The sequence below is a fragment of the Pantoea dispersa genome (assembly GCF_014155765.1).
Lineage (GTDB): Bacteria > Pseudomonadota > Gammaproteobacteria > Enterobacterales > Enterobacteriaceae > Pantoea > Pantoea dispersa.
The window spans coordinates 131394-150441 of sequence record NZ_SCKT01000003.1; the positions used below are offsets into that span (position 1 = coordinate 131394).

General features: G+C 60.3%; 17 protein-coding genes. 9 read left to right on the forward strand and 8 right to left on the reverse strand.

What is annotated here, in order from left to right; genetic code table 11:
* Positions 1–69: 69 nt before the first annotated feature.
* A complete protein-coding gene (locus H7K56_RS10645; RefSeq protein ID WP_150360861.1) occupies positions 70–981 on the reverse strand; it encodes a LysR family transcriptional regulator in 912 nt (303 codons plus the stop codon).
* 95 nt (positions 982–1076) lie between these two features.
* Here H7K56_RS10645 and H7K56_RS10650 point away from each other — a divergent pair, with 95 nt between their 5' ends.
* From H7K56_RS10650 to H7K56_RS10660, 3 genes are all read left to right on the forward strand, one after another.
* A complete protein-coding gene (locus tag H7K56_RS10650) occupies positions 1077–1520 on the forward strand; it encodes an ester cyclase (protein ID WP_058770844.1) in 444 nt (147 codons plus the stop codon).
* 20 nt (positions 1521–1540) lie between these two features.
* Positions 1541–2461, forward strand: a complete 921-nt coding sequence (locus H7K56_RS10655; RefSeq protein WP_150360860.1) for an NADP-dependent oxidoreductase — start codon at positions 1541–1543, stop codon at positions 2459–2461.
* A gap of 125 nt (positions 2462–2586) precedes the next feature.
* Positions 2587–2955 carry a hypothetical protein gene (locus tag H7K56_RS10660; RefSeq protein ID WP_104094086.1) on the forward strand — a complete coding sequence of 123 codons (369 nt, stop codon included), beginning with the start codon at positions 2587–2589 and terminating at the stop codon, positions 2953–2955.
* A gap of 6 nt (positions 2956–2961) precedes the next feature.
* Here the strand turns inward: H7K56_RS10660 and H7K56_RS10665 are convergent, their stop codons facing one another.
* The gene (locus tag H7K56_RS10665; protein ID WP_104094087.1) at positions 2962–3870 is read right to left on the reverse strand and encodes a LysR family transcriptional regulator; all 909 of its coding nucleotides are present in this window, start codon (positions 3868–3870) and stop codon (positions 2962–2964) included.
* 140 nt (positions 3871–4010) lie between these two features.
* On the opposite strand from H7K56_RS10665, the gene H7K56_RS10670 reads away from it, so the two are divergent.
* From H7K56_RS10670 to H7K56_RS10685, 4 genes are all read left to right on the forward strand, one after another.
* A complete protein-coding gene (locus H7K56_RS10670) occupies positions 4011–5327 on the forward strand; it encodes an amidohydrolase family protein (RefSeq protein WP_058770840.1) in 1317 nt (438 codons plus the stop codon).
* A gap of 53 nt (positions 5328–5380) precedes the next feature.
* Positions 5381–6568, forward strand: a complete 1188-nt coding sequence (locus H7K56_RS23380) for an arabinose transporter (RefSeq protein WP_021506576.1) — start codon at positions 5381–5383, stop codon at positions 6566–6568.
* A 10-nt stretch (positions 6569–6578) separates the two neighbouring features.
* The gene (locus H7K56_RS10680) at positions 6579–7343 is read left to right on the forward strand and encodes an SDR family oxidoreductase (RefSeq protein ID WP_021506577.1); all 765 of its coding nucleotides are present in this window, start codon (positions 6579–6581) and stop codon (positions 7341–7343) included.
* 123 nt (positions 7344–7466) lie between these two features.
* On the forward strand, positions 7467–8243 hold the full coding sequence (locus tag H7K56_RS10685; RefSeq protein WP_150360859.1) for a DUF3750 domain-containing protein: 777 nt from the start codon (positions 7467–7469) through the stop codon (positions 8241–8243).
* Between the two features lie 54 nt (positions 8244–8297).
* On the opposite strand, the gene H7K56_RS10690 is transcribed toward H7K56_RS10685, so the two are convergent.
* From H7K56_RS10690 to ppk1, 6 genes are all read right to left on the reverse strand, one after another.
* Positions 8298–8477 (reverse strand): GDFGVC terminal motif YodC-like protein, encoded by a 180-nt coding sequence (locus H7K56_RS10690; protein ID WP_010617609.1) that lies wholly within the window; start codon positions 8475–8477, stop codon positions 8298–8300.
* 47 nt (positions 8478–8524) lie between these two features.
* Positions 8525–9961, reverse strand: a complete 1437-nt coding sequence (gene mgtE / locus H7K56_RS10695; RefSeq protein WP_021506579.1) for a magnesium transporter — start codon at positions 9959–9961, stop codon at positions 8525–8527.
* 124 nt (positions 9962–10085) lie between these two features.
* Positions 10086–10271, reverse strand: coding sequence for a YfgG family protein (locus H7K56_RS10700; RefSeq protein ID WP_022548292.1), 186 nt, complete (start codon positions 10269–10271; stop codon positions 10086–10088).
* A gap of 684 nt (positions 10272–10955) precedes the next feature.
* Positions 10956–11555, reverse strand: coding sequence for a tellurite resistance methyltransferase TehB (tehB, locus tag H7K56_RS10705; protein WP_058770838.1), 600 nt, complete (start codon positions 11553–11555; stop codon positions 10956–10958).
* A gap of 27 nt (positions 11556–11582) precedes the next feature.
* Entirely contained in the window at positions 11583–13106 is a 1524-nt protein-coding gene (gene ppx / locus H7K56_RS10710; protein ID WP_021506582.1) for an exopolyphosphatase, read from the reverse strand.
* A gap of 5 nt (positions 13107–13111) precedes the next feature.
* Positions 13112–15172 carry a polyphosphate kinase 1 gene (gene ppk1, locus H7K56_RS10715; protein WP_021506583.1) on the reverse strand — a complete coding sequence of 687 codons (2061 nt, stop codon included), beginning with the start codon at positions 15170–15172 and terminating at the stop codon, positions 13112–13114.
* Positions 15173–15355: 183 nt separating this feature from the next.
* On the opposite strand from ppk1, the gene H7K56_RS10720 reads away from it, so the two are divergent.
* Both H7K56_RS10720 and pstA read left to right on the forward strand, forming a co-directional pair.
* The gene (locus tag H7K56_RS10720; RefSeq protein ID WP_150360858.1) at positions 15356–17449 is read left to right on the forward strand and encodes an ABC transporter permease subunit; all 2094 of its coding nucleotides are present in this window, start codon (positions 15356–15358) and stop codon (positions 17447–17449) included.
* The gene (gene pstA / locus H7K56_RS10725; protein WP_150360857.1) at positions 17446–19044 is read left to right on the forward strand and encodes a phosphate ABC transporter permease PstA; all 1599 of its coding nucleotides are present in this window, start codon (positions 17446–17448) and stop codon (positions 19042–19044) included. The genes H7K56_RS10720 and pstA overlap by 4 nt, the downstream gene beginning before the upstream one ends.
* The last annotated feature ends 4 nt before the right edge of the window (positions 19045–19048 follow it).

A 19048-nucleotide genomic window follows, 5' to 3' on the forward strand; every position in this document is an offset into this window, starting at 1 on the left:
GTAACTGCGGGCTTTTTTATCCTGCCATCTTTCGCATCGCCCGATCCGCGCAGAATTCAGATACAGCGCCTACAGCCGCGCCGCCTGTTGTTCAATAAATTCCCTGAACCACTGCTGGGCGGGATGCGCGTCGCTGCGCCGGTGCCAGATCAGGTTGAACACCATTTCGGGCAACGACAGCGGTGGAGGGAACAGCACCAGCTGGCGACTGGCCTGCGCATGCAGCGCCACGCGCTTCATCACGGTCGCCGTCATGTGGGTTTGCGCCACGATAGACGGCACCGTAAACATCTGCTGGACCGTCAGCCCCAGCCGGCGCTTTTTACCCTGCTGCGCCAGCACCTGATCAACCAGGCCGTACAGTTCACCTTCCGGCGAGACCAGAATATGCGGCAGCGCCAGGTAGCTTTCCATGTCCATGCCGCGTCTGGCCGCCGGATGGTTGCTGGCGACGATGGTGACGAATTCGTCGCGCAATACCGGCCGGGAGATGATGCGGCTATCGCTGTGCGTAGGCATGACGCCGATGGCGACATCAATCGCGCCGGCATCTAACAAATCGACCGCGTGATCGCGGTTGGTAAACGCCTGCACATTCAATGACACGCCGGGGGCGACGTCCTGTAGCGCCTGCATTAACGAAGGCAGCAACACGAAAGCCGGATACTCCGACACGCCCAATTTGAAGTTTATTTGCGCTTTTTCCGCTGCAAACGCGGGCTTTGCCACCAGTGTCGCTTCGAGCTGGCGCAACGCCCCGGCGATGGGGCCGGACAGATCGCGTGCACGCGCGGTCGGCAGTAAACCCTCCGCGCTGCGCATGAACAGCGGGTCACCGAACAGGGTGCGTAACCGCGACAAAGCGGCGCTCATCGCCGGCTGGCTGACGCCCACATGGGTTGCCGCCCGCGTGACGTTGCGCTCGTTCATCAGCGCGTCAAAAGCCACTAACAGATTGAGATCGATGCCATGAAAATCCATACGGCAAATAATCACTCATATTGAATATTTGTTGGACGAATTGTAGGGCGCTGCGCAAAATTCCACAACCAACCCTCACCTGAAAGTGAATAACGATGAATCCAGCAGCAGAATACGTACAACGTCTGAAAATTGAACGACAGGCGGTAGAGACGCTCTATCAGGCCTTCAGCGACAACAACCCAGATCTGGTCGATAGCGTGCTGGCTCCGTCATGGGAAGACATTCCGCTGGCGCCGGGACAGGCGCCCGGGCCGGAAGGCATCAAGCCGATCATTCGCATGCTGGCGCAGGCTTTTCCGGACGTGCAGATCGTGGTGCATGACATGATTCAGGAGCCTGGCCGCATCGCGGCGCGGGCGGAAATCAGCGGCACCCATCTCGGCGAAATTTTCGGTATCGCGCCGACTGGTAAGAAAGTGAGCTTCCGTCTGCATGAGTTCCATGCGCTGGAGGACGGCCGTCTGATCACCACCTGGCACATGGAGGATTGGTTTGGCCTGTTCCTCCAGCTTGGCCAGTTTCCGCCACAAGCCTGAATCAGACCGGAGAGTTGATAATGAAAGCAGCATTGATTGATACGTTTGGCACCGCCGATGTGCTGACGATTGGCGAACGTCAATTACGCGCCGCCAGTCCGGATGAGGTGACGGTGCAGGTTGAAGCGGCGAGCGTTAACCCGCTGGATGTGAAAATCATCTCAGGGCACATGCAGCAGGTTTTCCCGGTGGACCTGCCTTACGTGCCGGGCATGGATTTCTGCGGCGTGATTACAGCAGCTGGCGAGCGCGTGAGCCATTTAAACGCGGGCGATCGCGTATTCGGGCGCACGCCACCTGGCGCAGGCGGGGCTTTTGCCCAAAGCCTGGTGATCGCCGCCGATGACGTATGCCTTGTCCCGGCAGCGATGAGCGCCGAACAGGCCGCGGCGCTGCCTACCGCGTTTGGCTCCGCGCAGCAGGCATTGTTCGATGTGGGCCAGCTGCAGCGCGGCGAGCGCGTGCTGATTCACGCCGCAGCGGGTGGCGTCGGCAGCATGGCCGTCCAGCTGGCGCATCAGGCGGGCGCTTATGTCATCGCCACGGCGTCGGCGAAAAACCATGCGCTGGTGACCAGTCTGGGCGCCGATGAGGTGATTGACTACCGCACGCAGGACTTTGCAGCAACGCGCGATATCGACCTGGTGATAGACAGCGTCGGCGGCGAAACGCTGAGCCGCTCCTGGTCCGTGCTGCGCGCCGGCGGGCGCATTGCCACGCTGGTAGAGTTTGGCATCACACCCGTCGGCGGCCAGCACGGCGAGTTTGTCTTCTTCGCCAGCGCGACGCCGTATCTTGCCCGGGCGAGCAGCCTGTTCCAGGCCGGGCAGTTACAGGTCATCACCGACGCTATCTTTTCGCTGGATGATGCACGTTCCGCACTGGAGAAGGTGGCGACCGGCCATGCGCGCGGCAAAGTGATTATCCGCGCCAACCCTTAACGCCTGGCGTCATGTCGCAGTAAAAACGCGCCCGCTACCCCGCGGGCGTTTGTTTACCGGTCTGTCGCAGGGGATAAGGATGTGTTAATAATCTGGCGTTAACGGCAGAGGCTTCAGGAGGAAACGTGCTGTTTAATTTCAGAGCCGCGGGCAAGCGCGCACCACCTGGCAAACGCTCGCTGACATCCATCATCATTCTCTATCTTGCGATGCTGTGCGGTACGGCTTTTCTCGCGTTTCTGCCGCTGATCTGCGCGATGGGCGCCGGATATGTCGCCAGTCTGGCAGGCTGCCAGCTGGACGAAGGCAACGTGCATCCCTGTTACATCCTGGGAGAAGATCGCGGCCAATTGCTGTATGAATCAGGCGTCATGGGCTGGTTCCTGCTCGGCACCATTCCCCTGGGTGGGATACTATTTTTACTCGCGACCCTCACCTTCATCGTTCAGCTGGTGGGCTATTACCGGCAAACACGCGCTGAGGCTAATCGGTAATTTGCGTCAGTGCTGTTCCGCACAAATCTCCAGGCAGAACCCGAGAAATGCCTCCACCGCCGCCGGGGCCAGACGGCGCGAAGGCCGGGTGATAAACAGCGGATAGGTTTCGTCAGGCCAGTCGGGGAAAAGTTCGACCAGTTCACCGCTGGCGATCAGATGTTGCACGCTCAGTGCCAGCACCTGGGCTACGCCGGCACCGCCGACGCACGCCTGTACCATTAAATCCGGATCGGTGGTGGTCAGATGGCCGTGGGTGGCGACCGTCAGCCGCTGCGTGCCACGATGAAACTCCCAGCTAAAGGGCTTATTGCTGCGCGGATCGATGTATTGCAGACAATTGTGCTCAGTCAGCTGCTGCGGCTGCGTCGGGCGACCACAGCGTACCAGATAGTCCGGGGCGGCCACCGTCAGGACGCGCGTTTGTAACAGCAGGCGTGAGGTCATGGTGGACGGCGGCTGCGGCCCGAAACGCACCGCAACATCAATACCTTCTGCCACCAGATCGCCCACATCGGGCTGCTGCAAAATCGTCAGTTCCAGATGCGGATAACGGGCACGCAGCAGCGGCAGCTTTGCCGCCAGCACATAGCGGGAAAACAGCGGATTGAGGCTCACGCGCAGCGTACCGCGCACCGTCACGGCGGCGCCGGAGACGTAGTTTGCTGCTTCTTCAATCCCTTCCAGATGTGGCGCCGCCCGCTCATACAGGCTGGCACCTTCGCTGGTGAGATGCAGGGTGCGGGTGGTGCGATCCAGCAGACGCACGCCGAGACGCTGTTCCAGTCGCGAAATCGCCCGGCTGACGCCCGAGGCGGATAACCCCAGCACTTCGCCGGCGCGGCTGAAGCTGCCGGCTTCAACCACGGCTGCCAGCACGCTCATGCCGGATAATAGTCGGCCATCAAAACTCATCCTGTTCTCCATCTTTGATTTTTAGCAAAGATCATTTGCCTGAGCCTACCTTTATCAAAAATGCGCTGCAACTTATTGTGTGCCCCGAAACGTGACCGGCACTGACCGCCGGATTCCTGATCTCTTTTGAGGAGAATGTTATGACTGTACGGCGCACCCTTTTTAAAGGCGGCACTATCCTGACGCTGGACGCCAGCGTGCCCGACCTCGTCTGTGGCGATGTGCTGATTGAGGACGATCGTATTGCCGCCGTGGGGGAAAACCTTTCCGCCGATGATGCGCAGGTGATTGATGCCCGCGGCCATATCGTGATGCCGGGCCTGGTGGATGCGCATCACCATATGTGGCTCGGTGCGATGCGCCGCCTGATGCCCAACGTTGACGACCTGTTTGTCTATATCGATGTGGTGGCAGAAACGCTCGGCGCGCATTACCGTCCGCTGGATATGTATCTCAGCACCCGGCTGACGGCGCTGGCTTGCCTGGATGCCGGCATCACCACGGTGATTGATGCCTGCCACAGTTCACGCAGTCCGGCGCATACCGATGCGGCGCTCGACGCGCTGCAGGAGAGCGGGATTCGTGCGCTGCATATGGTTGGCGCAGCAATGGATAAGCAGGCTTCCAGCGATCATCTACCGGGCGATCTGGCCCGTCTCGCCAGCCGCTGGAACCACGCCGGCAGTCGCGTGCAGGTTGGCCTGTTTGGCCAGCTCAACCTGGCGTGGTGGCGCGTGGCGCGCGAGCTGGATATGCGCATTCTCACCGAGTTTATTGGTGACCTGGCGCAGCTGCCGGCGGAGTTTGCCGAACCCGGCTTGCTGGGTCCGCACAACATTTTCAACCACTGTACGCGCGTACCGGCGCACACCTGGCAGCAGCTGGCGGACGCGGGCGTCAACATTACCGTGAATCCGCGTTCGGATGCGCTGTTTGGTTTCGACGACGACAGCTTTGCCTGGCAGCAGGCGGTCGATCGCGGAATGACGCCGGCGCTCGGTATCGATCTCGATACCGCCTTCGGCAGCGATCTGTTCGGTGAAATGCAGGCGCTGTTTAACCAGCAGCGCTCAGCGATGCGCTATCGCCGCTTCCGGGGCGAAAGCGACGTACCGGCACCGATTAGCGTGGAAGCCGTACTGCAGTCGGCAACGATTAACGGCGCGCGTGCGGCCGGGCTGGAGCAGCAAACGGGCACGCTGACGCCAGGTAAACAGGCCGACGTTATTATGCTGCGCACCGATGGTATCGGCGTTTTCCCGCTGACCAGCGTGACGGCAACGGTGGTGCAGGCGGTGCAACGCGCCGATGTTGATACCGTGATGGTGGCGGGTGAACTGCGTAAACGTCATGGTCAGTTGCTCAACGTCGATGTGGCACAGCTGAACGCGGAAATCACCGCTTCGCGCGACTATCTGCTGAATGCCAGCGGCTATCACCATCCTTTGTTTGCCTGATTTTCCGCAGCGCGGCGGCCTGCCGCGCTGTCTGTTCATTTATGGAGGCTGTTATGTCTGCATTAAGCGCGCAGGCTGAAGCTGCGCATTTGTCGCGACCAGCGACCGGCGTGATTGCCGCGCTGTTTTGCGGTTATCTGGCGGTCGGCTTGCCGCTGCCGGTAATCCCGCTGTTTATCCATCAGCATCTCGGTTTCAGCAACCTGTGGGTCGGGCTGGTGATCGGGATACAGTTTGTTGCCACCGTGCTGACGCGCGGTTACGCCGGTCAACTGACCGATCGCGTTGGCGGTAAGCGCTCGGCGCTGCAGGGCGCGGCGGTGTGCGCGCTGGCTGGCGTGCTGTACTGGCTGGCCGCGCTGCCGGGCTTTTCACCGGCGGTCAGTCTGGCGCTGGTGATTGCCGGACGGCTGGCGGCGGGTATGGGCGAAAGCCAGTTCGTCACCGGCTGCGTGGCCTGGTCAATCGCCTCGGTCGGGCCACAGCGTGCCGGTCTGTCGATGTCCTGGACCGGCATCGCCATGTTTGCCGCGCTGTCGCTCGGTGCCCCTGCCGGTATGATGCTGTATCAGCACGTCGGCTTAGCGGCGGCGATGCTGGCCTGCATCGCGGCTCCGCTGCTGGCGGCGCTCATCGCCACGGCTGCCAGCGGTTATCGCGCGGTCGGAGGGGCTCGTTTGCCGTTCTATCGGGTGATTGGCCGCATCTGGCGTGAAGGCTGTGGCCTGATGCTGCAGGGCGTCGGACTGGCCGGCCTGACGGCCTTCGCCTCGCTCTACTTCGCCGCGCGTCACTGGCAGCTGGCCGGCTGGGTGATGACCGCGTTTGGCGTTGGTTTTATCGCCGTGCGCCTGGTGCTGGGACATCTGCCGGATCGCATTGGTGGCTACCGCGTGGCGGCTTATTCACTGCTGGTGGAGGCGCTGGGGCAGATGCTGCTGTGGTTTGCGCCTGACGAAACCCTGGCGCTCACCGGCGCGCTGATTACCGGTCTTGGCTGTGCGCTGATCTTTCCCGCCCTCGGCGTGGAAGCGCTGAAGCGCGTGCCGCCGGCCAGTCGCGGCAGCGCCATGGGCGCCTTCGTTGCTTTTCTCGACATCGCTTATGGTATTTCCGGACCGATTGCCGGTGCCATCGCCAGCCACTTCAGCTATGCCGCCGTCTATCTGTTTGGTGCGGCCTGTGCGCTGCTCGGTGCGCTGCTGGCGCTGACATCGCGCGCCGCTTCACTTCACGCTTAAGGAGTTTTCCATGTCACGTATTTTTATTTCCGGTTCATCCACCGGCCTCGGGCTGATGGCGGCTGAACTGCTGGTTGAGCAGGGCCATCAGGTGGTGCTGCACGGACGCAACGCCGCGCGTGCCCGCGCCGCGCAGGAGGCGCTACCGCAGGCTGAAGCCGTAGTCAGCGGCGACGTGATAACCATCGCCGGCGCCCGCAGTGTGGCGCAGCAGGTTAATGCGCTCGGCAGATTTGATGCGGTGATCCACAACGTGGCGGTTGGCTATCGCGAGCCTTATCAGTTAACCGCAGATGGCCTGCCGCATCTGTTCGCCATCAACACGCTGGCACCCTATATTCTTACGGCGCTGATTGAACGGCCGCAGCGGCTGATTTACCTCAGCTCCGGCATGCATCATCATGCCGAAGCTAACCTGGATGATATTTTGTGGCAGCGGCGGCGCTGGCACGCTTCGCAGGCTTATGCTGAGAGTAAACTGCATGATGCCATACTGGCGTTTGCCATCGCCCGGCGCTGGCCGCAGGTATACAGCAACGCGCTGGAGCCAGGCTGGGTGCCGACCAAAATGGGCGGTGCCGGGGCACCCGACGATCTTGATCAGGCGCATCGTACCCAGGTGTGGTTAGCCACCGCCGATGAGGCGCGGGTCAGCGGGGAGTACTTTTATCACCGTCAGGCGCTGGCGGCTAATCCGCAGGCGCGCAATCCACGGCTGCAGCAGCAGTTGCTGGCGATATGCGCCGATATCAGCGGTATCGCCCTGCCTGACTAAGGAAAAATCAGCTGACCGGGCACCGCAACGCATTTTTTGTCCACCGCATAGTTGGTGAATACAGACGCTGCCGTTTCGGCGCATCATGGCGGGAGCGTTTTTTCACCACCGGGATGTCCATGCATGTTGCCTGTTAAAGCTGTTTTACTCTCTTTTCTCTGTGTGGTGTTACTGTCGCTGGCGGCCAGCCTGGCGCAGGCGACGCGCAGCGGTGAGTTCACCACCGAACGCGGTGGCTGGGCGACGGCGCGGCGTGATTCGGCCGGGCTGGCACCGGATCCGCAGCGCTTCGCCAGTGAGGCGATTGTGCAGGTGTATGCTGCGCCGACCTACGGCTGGAAAGGCGCGGTGGCCGTGCATCCGTGGATTATCTTTAAGCGCGCCGGAGAAACCCGCTACAACCGTTATGAGGTGATCAGCTGGGGCAGCGGCGATAAAGTGCGGCGCAACAGCAATCTGCCGGACGGCTACTGGTACGGTGCGCGTCCGCGTTTGCTGGTGTCACATCGCGGTGCGGCTGCGCAGGCGATGATCCCGCAGATTGAAGCGGCGATTCAATCCTATCCGTGGCCCAACACCTATCATGCGTGGCCGGGCCCCAACAGCAACACCTTCCTCGCTCACATTGGCCGTGAAGTGCCGGCGCTGAAGCTCGATTTGCCCGCCAATGCTATCGGTAAGGATTTCCGTTCGCTGCTGCATCCGCTTGGTCTGCCGCCATCCGGGCGCGGCGTGCAGCTGTCGCTGCTCGGCGTGCTGGGCGTGATGCTGGGTGCGGAAGAGGGCGTGGAGGTGAATCTGCTGGGACTGAATCTGGGGCTGGATTTCACCCCGCTGCGTCTGCGGCTGCCGTTTATCGGCGGGGTGGGGCAGGATAATTTACAGAAGGATAAGCCCTGAGACAGCGCCGCGCCGCGACAGCATCGGTTCGCGGGCGGCGCGGGCTCGCAGCCGTTAACACACGCCGAAATCCCCGTCTTCATGATAGAGATTGACGCTGTCGGCCTTCACCTCGATCTCTTTTTTGATCGGATCGTCAACGCGGGCGCACCACAGCGTATCGCCCGCAACGCGCAGCACCTGCATTTTTGGCCCACCGGTTTTCGCCTGCACAAAATCATCCACGTTAAACATCACTGCTCTCCAGCTGATTAGGGATCAACGATGATTGTAGCTGCGCTTTAGTGGCCGTGCAGCAGAAACAGCGTGGCCAGGCCGAGGAAGATAAAGAAGCCGCCGGTATCGGTGATGGCGGTGATCAGTACGCTGGAGCCGACCGCCGGGTCGCGTTTGAGTTTGGTCATAATCAGCGGAATCAGCACGCCCATCAGCGCCGCCAGCAGCAGATTCAGCACCATCGCCAGCATCATCACGCCGCCCAGTTGCAGATTGTCGTACATCAGCCAGGTTACGCCGCCCATGATGCCGCCCCAGAACAGGCCGTTAAGCAGCGCCACGCCGAGTTCACGCGCAATCAGAAACGAAAAGTTGCCGGGTTCAACCTGATGCAGCGCCAGCGCGCGCACGATCATGGTGATGGTCTGATTGCCGGTGTTACCGCCAATGCCGGCGACAATCGGCATCAGCGTGGCCAGCGCCACCAGCTGCGAAATGGTGTCCTCAAATAGGCCAATGACGCGCGAGGCGATAAACGCCGTACACAGGTTGACGGCCAGCCAGGTCCAGCGCTTTCTCACCGCTTTGCGCACCGGTGCAAACACGTCCTCGCCCTGGCTGATGCCGCCCATCTTACGGATGTTGCTTTCGTTCTCTTCGTTCACCAGGTCAATCACATCTTCCACGGTGATACGGCCAATCAGCTTGCCTTTGGCATCGGTCACCGCAGCAGAGATCAGGTTATAGCGTTCGAAGGCGCTGGCGGCCTCTTCCGCTTTGTCATCCAGCTGGAAAGTGGTGGGGCGCGCGTTCATCACCTCAGCCACCAGCGTTTTAGGCTTGTTGAGCAGGATATCGGTCAGCGCCAGTTCACCCAGCAGCTGATTGTGTTCGTCGGTGATGAAGATTTTATCGGTGCCGTCCGGCATGCTTTTGCGCTTGCGCAGAAAGCGTTGCACCGTCGCCAGCGTCACGTCTGAGCGCACGGTCAGGATATTGAAGTCCATCACCTGGCCGACGCGATCGCGATCCAGCTCAATCACGTCCAGCAGCCGGGCGCGCAGGCTGGGATCGAGCGTGGTGAGCAGGCGGCCGGTGAGATCGCGCGGCAGATAACGCGCCAGATAGACCTGATCGTCAATATCCAGCGGCTCGATGGCGCGCAGGATTTCGCGGTCGGTCATCTCTTCCGTCAGACTGGCCCATACGGTTTCGGAGGCCTCCACCAGCACGCGACCGCGCTGCTCGTAGGGCACCAGCCGCCACAGCGCCAGACGCTCCTCTTCCGGCAGCGCTTCGAGAATGTCCGCCAGGTCGGCGGCGTGCAGCTGCGGCAGTTCATGCTCCAGCTGCTGACGCCAGCCGGTGATTTTGCGCAGTTCGGCGGCGTTGAGGTCGACGGATTTATCCAGCAGCACATCGACTAAATCGTGCTCGCTGAGCAGAAGGTGCAGAATTCGCTGGCGGGTTTCTGATAGTTGTTGTGCGTGCGAAGCAGACATAACGCGTCCTTTGTGTCTGTAAAGTCAGGTCAAAGTGTAGCGCGTTGCGGGTAAAGTGGGCGTAACAAGCAGCATTGCCGCGGCGGACAATGTGATGGCAGAGCGACGATGACCCGCAAATTCCTTAGCGCGTCTCGCTGGTGCTCAGTGTGACCGGTTCAGGTGCGGCTTTCTTTTGCTGATGATGCTCGATGGCACCGGGGATAATGAAAATCAGACGGCCAACCAAAATAAAGAAACTGATCAGCAAAACGATGCGGGTCATGGTACCGGTTTTGGGACGTCTTCGTGCAGAGATGGCGCTATTCACGCGGGGTGGTTCCTGTCAAAGCCCGGCTGGGCGGTGGCAATATTTAGTCACAACCCGACCGGGAGGTCAACCGCTGCGTGAAAAATGAGCAGAAAAGGTTAAGGTTGCTTTGATCGATGTCAGCCGCCGGGCGAAGCGTGCGTCATCGACTCTGCAGGAGCGCCATTGATGGCGACCGAAATCCGCATGATGTGACTCATGCCAGTTAGCCTTTGACTTTATTAAAAAAAGAGACACTTTGCGTAGCGGCGCAATTTATTGCGCGATGAATCTCGCCGCTACTATAGGGTGCGGCTTGCGTTTTCGTCACCGAACGGCATTACGCCATTTATGACGACCAAAACCCGCATGATGTAACGCTTGCCAGTTAACCTTTGAATTTATTTAAAAAAAGAGGCACATTTCGTAGCGGCGCAATTTATTGCGCGATAAATCGCGCCGCTACGATAGGGTGCGGCTTGCGTTTTCGTCACCGAACGGCATTACGCCATTGATGGCGACCAGAACCCGCATGATGTAACGCTTACCAGTTAACCTTTGATTTTATTTAAAAAGAGGCACTTTTCGTAGCGGCGCAATTTATTGCGCGATAAATCGCGCCGCTACGATAGGGTGCGGCTTGCGTTTTCGTCACCGAACGGCATTACGCCATTGATGGCGACCGGACCATCATGATGCCAGCCATCAGTAGCTGGCTTTCTGCGCCAGCAGGGTAGCGAAGCGATACTTAATGCGCTGACCGTGTTCATCGCGGCGATGCAGTTCACCGACCTCTTCGTTGTACTTCACGATGTGCCAGTTACGGTAATAATGGCTCAGCTCGCCCGATTTAAAGGTAAACGGGAAGTTTTGCGTGTTGGGATAATCATCGGTGCTCATCGCCGCCACAATCAGGTTGTAACCGTACTTGCGCGTGCTGGCCTGCATATCGGCGATCAGCTGCGGGATGGTCGCCGGCTGCAGGAACATCATCACCACGGTAGAAAACACAAACTGATAATCACCGTTGAAGCGCATCTGATTCAGGTCGCACTGTTCGGTATGTATCTGCTGCAGCTGCTCTTCCGCGATGATGCTGTTAAGGCGTTCCAGGCTCTGCGGATTGTTGTCCCAGGCGGTAACAGTAAAACCGTGCTGATTAAGCAGCAGGCTGTTGCGGCCCTGGCCGCAGCCGAGGTCCAGCGCGTTACCCACTGCCAGTTTTGGCAGCGCTGCCAGCACTTCGGAGTGGGGCGGCGTCAGGCCGTATTTCTCCGCAAAATAGTTATCGGGGCGTGTTGTCATAGTGCTATTGCGGGCCTGAAGCCCGCGTTACTCCTCTTCCAGCATCAGTTTCCAGCCGGTGACGTCATTCCAGTAAGCCTGCTCCCGCTCCAGATCCAGCTGAACCAGCGTGTTCTGGCTGAGGAAACCGGCCGGGAAGGTCAGCGTCCAGTGACCATCGTCGGTGCTCAGCTTCAGCGTGTCGGGGCGCGTGGTGGCCTGACGCTGATTGTTCAGCAGGGTGCCGAGCCGCAGCAGGAAGATCATCGGCAGGAACTGTTTCTTTTTGAACAAGGTGAAACGCGGCATCTCATCCTGCTTCACCGCTTTACGGTGGAAGCGTACCAGCGTGGCCAGCAGCATCTGTTGATCCTGATTAAAGCCCGGCATATTGGAGTTTTGCAGGATGTAGGCCGAATGACGCTGCATACCGCTGTGGTTGATGGTCAGCCCGACTTCATGCAGCAGCGCTGCCCACTTCATCAGCGCCGTCAGCTGGGGATTGGCCAGCTTCGGGTTCTGCTCCAGCCACTGGCTGTACAGCTGTTCGGTGGTTTCCAGCACGCGGCGTGCCTGGTCGCTGTCGATAGCGTAATGATTCGCCAGGCTCTGCGCGGTGCGGCTGCGGATATCCTGATGACGGAAGCGGCCCTCCATCTCATACAGCACGCCTTCACGCAGCGCGCCATCCGACAGGCGCAGCTCGCGAATGGCAAGCGCGTCAAACACGCCACACAGAATCGCCAGCCCCGGCACAAACACCGCCTTGCGCTCATCCGACAGGCCCGGCAGGCTCAGGGCAGCAAAGGATTTGTGCTTCAGCACTTCGCTCACCAGCATGTCGAGGTTTTCCGGCGTCACGCGCTTCTCTTTCTCGCCCATCGCCAGCAGCACTTCGCAGGCCGCTTTGATACTGCCGGACGCGCCCAGCGCATACTGCCAGCCCTGCAGACGGTACTGCCACGCCAGCGTTTCCAGCTTTTGCGCGGCGGCCAGCCGGGCGCGGCGGAAATTCTCCTGGCTAATCTCGCCTTTCGGGAAGTAGAGGTTGGCGAAGCTGACGCAGCCCATGCGGCGACTCTCCACCAGCTGCGGCTCAAAATCTTCGCCGATCACCAGCTCGGTTGAACCGCCGCCGATATCAATCACCAGCTTGCGGCCTTTCTCCGGCTGCGTGTGCTCAACGCCCATAAAGATCAGGCGCGCCTCTTCATTGCCGGAAATCACCTCGATCGGATAAGGGATGACCTCCGCAGCGCGCTGCAGAAACTCTTCCGCGTTGGACGCGATGCGCAGCGTGTGCGTACCGACGATGGTGACGTTGGCGGCACTGAACCCCTGCAGGCGCTCGGCAAATAGCGCCAGGCAGCTCAGCCCGCGCTCCATCGCTTCTTCGCTCAGGCGATTTTGCGCATCCAGCCCGTCGGCGAGGTGCACGCGCTGTTTCAGGCGTCCCAGCACCTGCATGGCGCCATCCACCACGCGGGCAATCACCATGTGGAAGCTGTTCGAGCCGAGATCGATGGCGGCGAATTCCTGCGGTTTCGGCGTACTTTTATGGGAGATTGGCATAGGCGTTATTCGGGTTGTTCCAGTTTCTTGATGTAATCGTAAATCGCCAGCTGCGAGCGCACCTTCTTGCGATTGCCGCGCGGAACATAACGGTTACTCAATTCTTTGTCTACGATGCGGGCTTTTACCGTATCACTTAACAGAATGGCAATGATATCCAGTATGCGCTGTTTCAGGCGCGGATCGAGCACCGACACCGCCACTTCGATACGATAATCGATGTTGCGCGTCATCCAGTCCGCCGACGACAGGAATACTTTTTTATCGCCGCCGCTTTCAAAAATATAGACGCGGTCGTGCTCGAGGTAGCGGTCAACGATACTGGTGATGCGAATATTTTCACTGATGCCCGGCAAATCGGGGATCAGCGAGCACATGCCGCGCACCAGCAGGTTGATCTTCACGCCGGCCGATGAGGCGGCATACAGCCGATCCACCAGACCATTGTCCACCAGGTTGTTGATTTTCAGCGTAATGCCGGAAGGATTGCCCTGCTGCGCGTTGGCAATCTCGTTATCAATCAGCTGATACAGCATGGCGCGCGAGTTTTGCGGCGACACCATCAGGTGTTCGAACGTTACCGGGCGATACGGGTTTTCGATAAAGTTAAATACGCGCCGGACTTCGTTGGTGATGCGCGCATCGGCGGTCAGCAGCGAATAGTCAGTGTAAATACGCGCGGTTTTTTCGTTGAAGTTGCCGGTGCCGATGTGGGCGTAACGCACCACTTCCTCACCCTCGCGGCGGGAGATCAGGAACAGCTTGGCGTGAATCTTCAGGCCGGGCGCTGAGAAAATCACGTGCACGCCCGCTTCGGTCAGCCGCTTCGCCCAGCGAATGTTGGCTTCTTCATCGAAGCGCGCCTGCAGCTCGACCACCACCGTGACCTTTTTACCGTTGTAGGCGGCGTGGATCATCGCATCCATGATGCGCGAATTCTTGGCCACGCGGTAAATGTTGATCTTGATGGCCAGCACGTTCGGGTCAAACGACGCCTGACGCAGCAGCTCCAGCACGTGCTCAAAGGTGTGGTACGGATAGTAAAGCAGCACATCGCGGTTGCGGATGGCATCAAAGCCGTTGCGGAAGCCATCAAAACCGATATGACGAATCTGCGGCAGCGGACGATTTTCCAGATTGGCTTTACCCACGTTCGGGAAGCCGATGAAATCTTTGAAGTTATGATAACGGCCGCCCGGCACAATCGAGTCGTAGCTTGAGATCGACAGCTTATGGCGCAGCATTTCCACCATCGCATCGGGCATATCGCGCTGATAGACAAAGCGCACCGGCTCGGCGGTCAGGCGCTGTTTCAGGCTGGAGGACATCAGCTCCAGCAGGCTGGATTCCATCTCCGTGACCAGATCGTACTCGGCGTCGCGCGTCATTTTCATTGAATAGGCGTTCAGCGCGTCGTAATCAAAGAAGCCTTTAAAAATCTCATCAAGGCAGTAGCGCAGAATGTTATCGAGCAGAATCATGGGCTTGCGACGACGCGGCGATTCTGCCGGCAGATTCACAAAGCGCGGCACTTTATCGGACGGGATCTCCAGCAGGGCGTAACGGATTTCTTCGCCGCGGATAATCTCCACCGCCAGATAGGTGTAGTCGTCTTTCAGGAACTCAATCAGGTCGGTGTCGTGGTTGATCAGAATTGGCGTGACGTGCTGGCGCAGCTGATGCTTAAAGTAGTAGCGCAGCCACTCCTGCTGATTGGGTGACAGCTGGCGCTCGTTGATCAGGAAAATCTGGTTGCGCGCCATTTCCAGCAGCAGGTCGTTATACAGAGCATCGAACTCCTGATCCGATTTCTGTACCCGCAGCTGAATCTTTTTCAGCAAATGGCGCAGGGTGGTGGGCGTCCCCTGTTCTTCGCCAATCAGAATGCGGCGCTTGAGATCGGCAAAGCGCACTTTGTAAAACTCTTCCAGGTTGTTGGAATAGATGCCGAGAAAACGCATACGCTCAATGAGCGGATTGCTTTTATCAGCGGCTTCCTGCAGCACGCGTTCGTTAAAGGTTAACCAGCTTAGTTCTTTTTCTATATACAGCTTTTCCTGACCCATTCTGACTCCGTGATGCTGTTGCTGGACGGAATGTCCGGCGGAATAAACGCAAAATTGCGGTTCCGCTCAGTGTCCTCCACCATTATGGCGAGAGTATGGCAGCCTTGTCCAACCTCAACAGTTGTCTTATCAATCAGCTACGGGCAACATAGCGGCATAACTTCAAGGGTAACTCTGGCCTGCATGAGCATAAATCGTATTCCTGTCCACTTTAGTGACCGTCGTCGACGCGTCATCGATCAGTTCGTGCGCCGCATCGTCACGGCCTGCGGTGTGGGAATTTTACTGCTGATGCTGCTGCTGTTCTTCTGGCTGATCTGGGTGGTGATGCCGCTGTTCAGCGCGCCGGGCATGCAGCCGACGCTCAGTCAGCAGCTGTGGGACAAAGCCCCGGCGCTGGCGCTGGGCAGCGAAGGCCAGCTCGGCTGGCGCATCAGCCGCAACGAAGCGCGCTTTATTCCGCTCGACGGCCAGCCAGCGGGCGACGCGCTGGCGCTGAACGGCCAGCCGCAGGCGGCGGTGACCAGCAGCGACGGCAGCAGCGTATTGCTCAATATGCAGGGCGATCTGTTGCTGATGCAACCGCTCATCCACGGCCAGCACGGTGAATGGTATTTCCCGCTGGGCGATCGGCCGCTGCATCTGCCGCAGGGCGCGGTCAGCCAGATGGCGCTGGCAGTGCCGGGCGATCACCAGTGGCGCATCGCCGCACAAACGCCGGCCGGTATCAGCCTGCTGACCTTTGCCGGCCAGAAACGCATCGACCTGATTGTATTGCCCGGTGAGCAGGCCGACCTGATGCGGTTGTCGCCGGACGGCACGCTGCTGTACACCAGTGCCGGACGGCTGTTGCGGGTGTGGCAGATTACGCCGCAGGGCGCGCAGCTGCGGGAAACCCAGACGCTGACTCAGCAACCGCGCAGCCTGCAACTGCTGGCGGGCGGGCGCAGCTTACTGATTCAGGATGCGCGTGGCATTCAGCAGTGGTTTGCCATTACCGGCGACCACGGGCCACGGCTGCAGCAGATTCACACCTTCACGCACAGCGCGGGTGTGCTCGGCATCGTGCCTGAGGCGCAGCGGCGCGTTTTTGCCAGCTTTGACGCGCAGGGCGTGGTGCGCCTGTTCGCCAGCAAGCAGGCGGGCCCGATTGTCACGCGCCAGCTGGCCGCGGGCATCAGTGCGCTAGCAATGTCTCCGCGCGGCGATAGCCTGTTCGTCGAACGTGCCGGACAGTGGCAGCAATTCGCGCTGGATAATCCGTGGCCCGATTTCAGCTGGCGCAATCTGTGGCAGAAAATCTGGTATGAAAACTATCCGCAGCCGGACTGGGTATGGCAATCCACCGCCGCCGGCGACAGCTATCAGGCCAAATTCAGCCTGATGCCGCTGGTGATCGGCACGCTGAAAGCAGCGTCGCTGGCGCTGCTGTTTGCCACGCCGCTGGCGCTGGCGGCGGCAATGTATACCGCATGGTTTATGTCGCCGGGCCTGCGCCGCTGGGTCAAGCCGGGCATTGAAATGATGGGCGCGCTGCCGAGCGTGGTGATTGGCCTGATCGCTGGCGTGTGGCTGGCGCCGCACATCAGCCGCGCGCTGCCTGGCGTGATGCTGCTGCCGCTGGTGCTGGCCGCCACGCTGCTGGTGTGCGGCGTGCTCAGTCCGCGTTTGCCGGCGCGCTGGCGGCGGCCCGGTTTTGAAGTGCTGCTGCTGATGCCGCTGCTGTTACTGGTGACGTTACTGACGCTGTGGCTGCCGACACTGTGGTGGCCGCAGATGGGCGAACAGCTGGCGCACTATGAGCAGCGTAACCTGCTGGTGGCGGCGCTGGCGATGGGCTTCGCGCTGGTGCCGCTGATCTTTACCCTGGCGGAAGATGCGTTGTTTAGCGTGCCGGTGGCGCTGGGGCAGGGCTCGCTGGCGCTGGGCGCGACACCGTGGCAAACCCTGACGCGCGTGGTGCTGCCGGGCGCGTCGGCAGGCATTTTTGCTGCGCTGATGATCGGCTTTGGTCGTGCGGTGGGCGAAACCATGATTGTGCTGATGGCCACCGGCAACACGCCGGTGAGCGAAGGCGGACTGTTTGCCGGGCTGCGCGCGCTGTCAGCCAATATCGCCATTGAAATGCCGGAAGCCGCGGCGGGCAGCGCCCATTATCGCATCCTGTTTCTCAGTGCGTTGCTGCTGCTGATATTCACGCTGGCGATCAACACCGTGGCGGAACTGATTCGCCAGCGGCTGCGTCAGCGCTACAGTCAGCATGAGGGGCAGGCATGAGCGCGCTGCGTCAAAACGATCGCTGGCGCTGGCTGACTGCCGGTGCGGTCGCCGTCTGCCTGCTGGCATTTACCTTATTAATCGGCCTGCTGGGCTGGCAGGGCGTCAGGGCGTTCTGGCCGCAGCCGGTCGATCAGTATCAGTTCCAGCCGCCGCAGGGGGCACCGCTGATGGTGCTGGGTGAAACGCTGGATCGCCAGCAGCATGGCGATCGCTGGCGCTACGTAGTGAAAACCGGCAACCGCGATTTTGCCGCGCCGGATTTCCGCGTCATCGTCAGTCAGGGCGAAGCGCAAACCCGACGCCCGGCAGAAGTGCTGGTGCTACAGCGACGCAGTGGCGGCAATGCCTACGGCTGGCTGGTGGAGCTGCGTGAAGACAACGAGGTGCTGACCGCGCGCGACCGCGATGCACTGCTGCAGCAGCGGCTGAAGCAGGTGCATGAGCAGCTGCGCCAGGCGAGCAACATCCGGCGTATTGAAATGGCGCGCCTTAACGCGCAGCTGGAGAGTCTGCAACAGCAGGCTGACGAGCAGCGGCGCGGTGGTCACTTCAGCCTGCAGGATCAGTCAGAACTGGATGCCAACAGCGCGGCGCTGCATAAACGCTTCGGCGCGCTGGCGCAGCAGCTGGCGCATCTGCAGCATGAAAGCCAGCGCGATACGCTGGTGCTGCGCGACGTGCAGGGCGACGATCATCTGATTCCGCTGGCGCAGGTGGTGGCCGCCTGGTATCCAAACAGCCTGAGCCTCGGGCAGAAAATCGGGCATTTCCTCAGTCAGATCTGGCAGTTTGTCAGTGACTCGCCCACCTCGGGCGGCAGTGAAAATGGCGCGCTGCCGGCGATTTTCGGCACTGTTTTGATGGTGCTGCTGATGTCGGTGATTGTCATGCCGCTGGGCGTGGTGGCCGCCGTCTGGCTGCACGAATACGCCGGGCGCAACGCGCTCACCCGGCTGGTGCGCATTGCGGTGGTGAATCTGGCTGGCGTGCCGTCGATTGTGTATGGCGTGTTTGGCCTCGGCTTTTTTGTCTGGCTGATTGGCGGTACCCTCGATCAGCTGTTCTTCTCCCGCTCGCTGCCCAATCCTACCTTCGGCACGCCTGGCCTGCTGTGGGCGGCGCTGACGCTGGCGCTGCTGACGCTGCCGGTAGTGATCGTCGCCACCGAAGAGGGGCTGTCGCGTATTCCGGACAATCTGCGTCAGGGCTCGCTGGCGCTGGGCGCAACCCAGGCAGAAACCCTGTGGCGCGTGGTGCTGCCGCTGGCGGTACCGGCAATGCTCACCGGCCTGATTCTGGCGGTGGCGCGCGCCGCCGGCGAAACTGCACCGCTGATGCTGGTGGGCGTGGTCAAAATGGTGCCTGAGCTGCCGGTCGATGCGGTGTTTCCTTACCTGCATCTTGACCGTAAATTTATGCATCTCGGTTTTCAGATTTACGATCTGGCTTTCCAGAGCCCGAACATCGACGCCGATCGACCGCTGGTGTATGCTACGGCACTGCTGCTGGTGGCGATCATTCTGTCGCTTAACCTGCTGGCGATGGTGCTGCGCCATCGCCTGCGCGAGCGCTACCGGCTTATGACGCACTAATAAG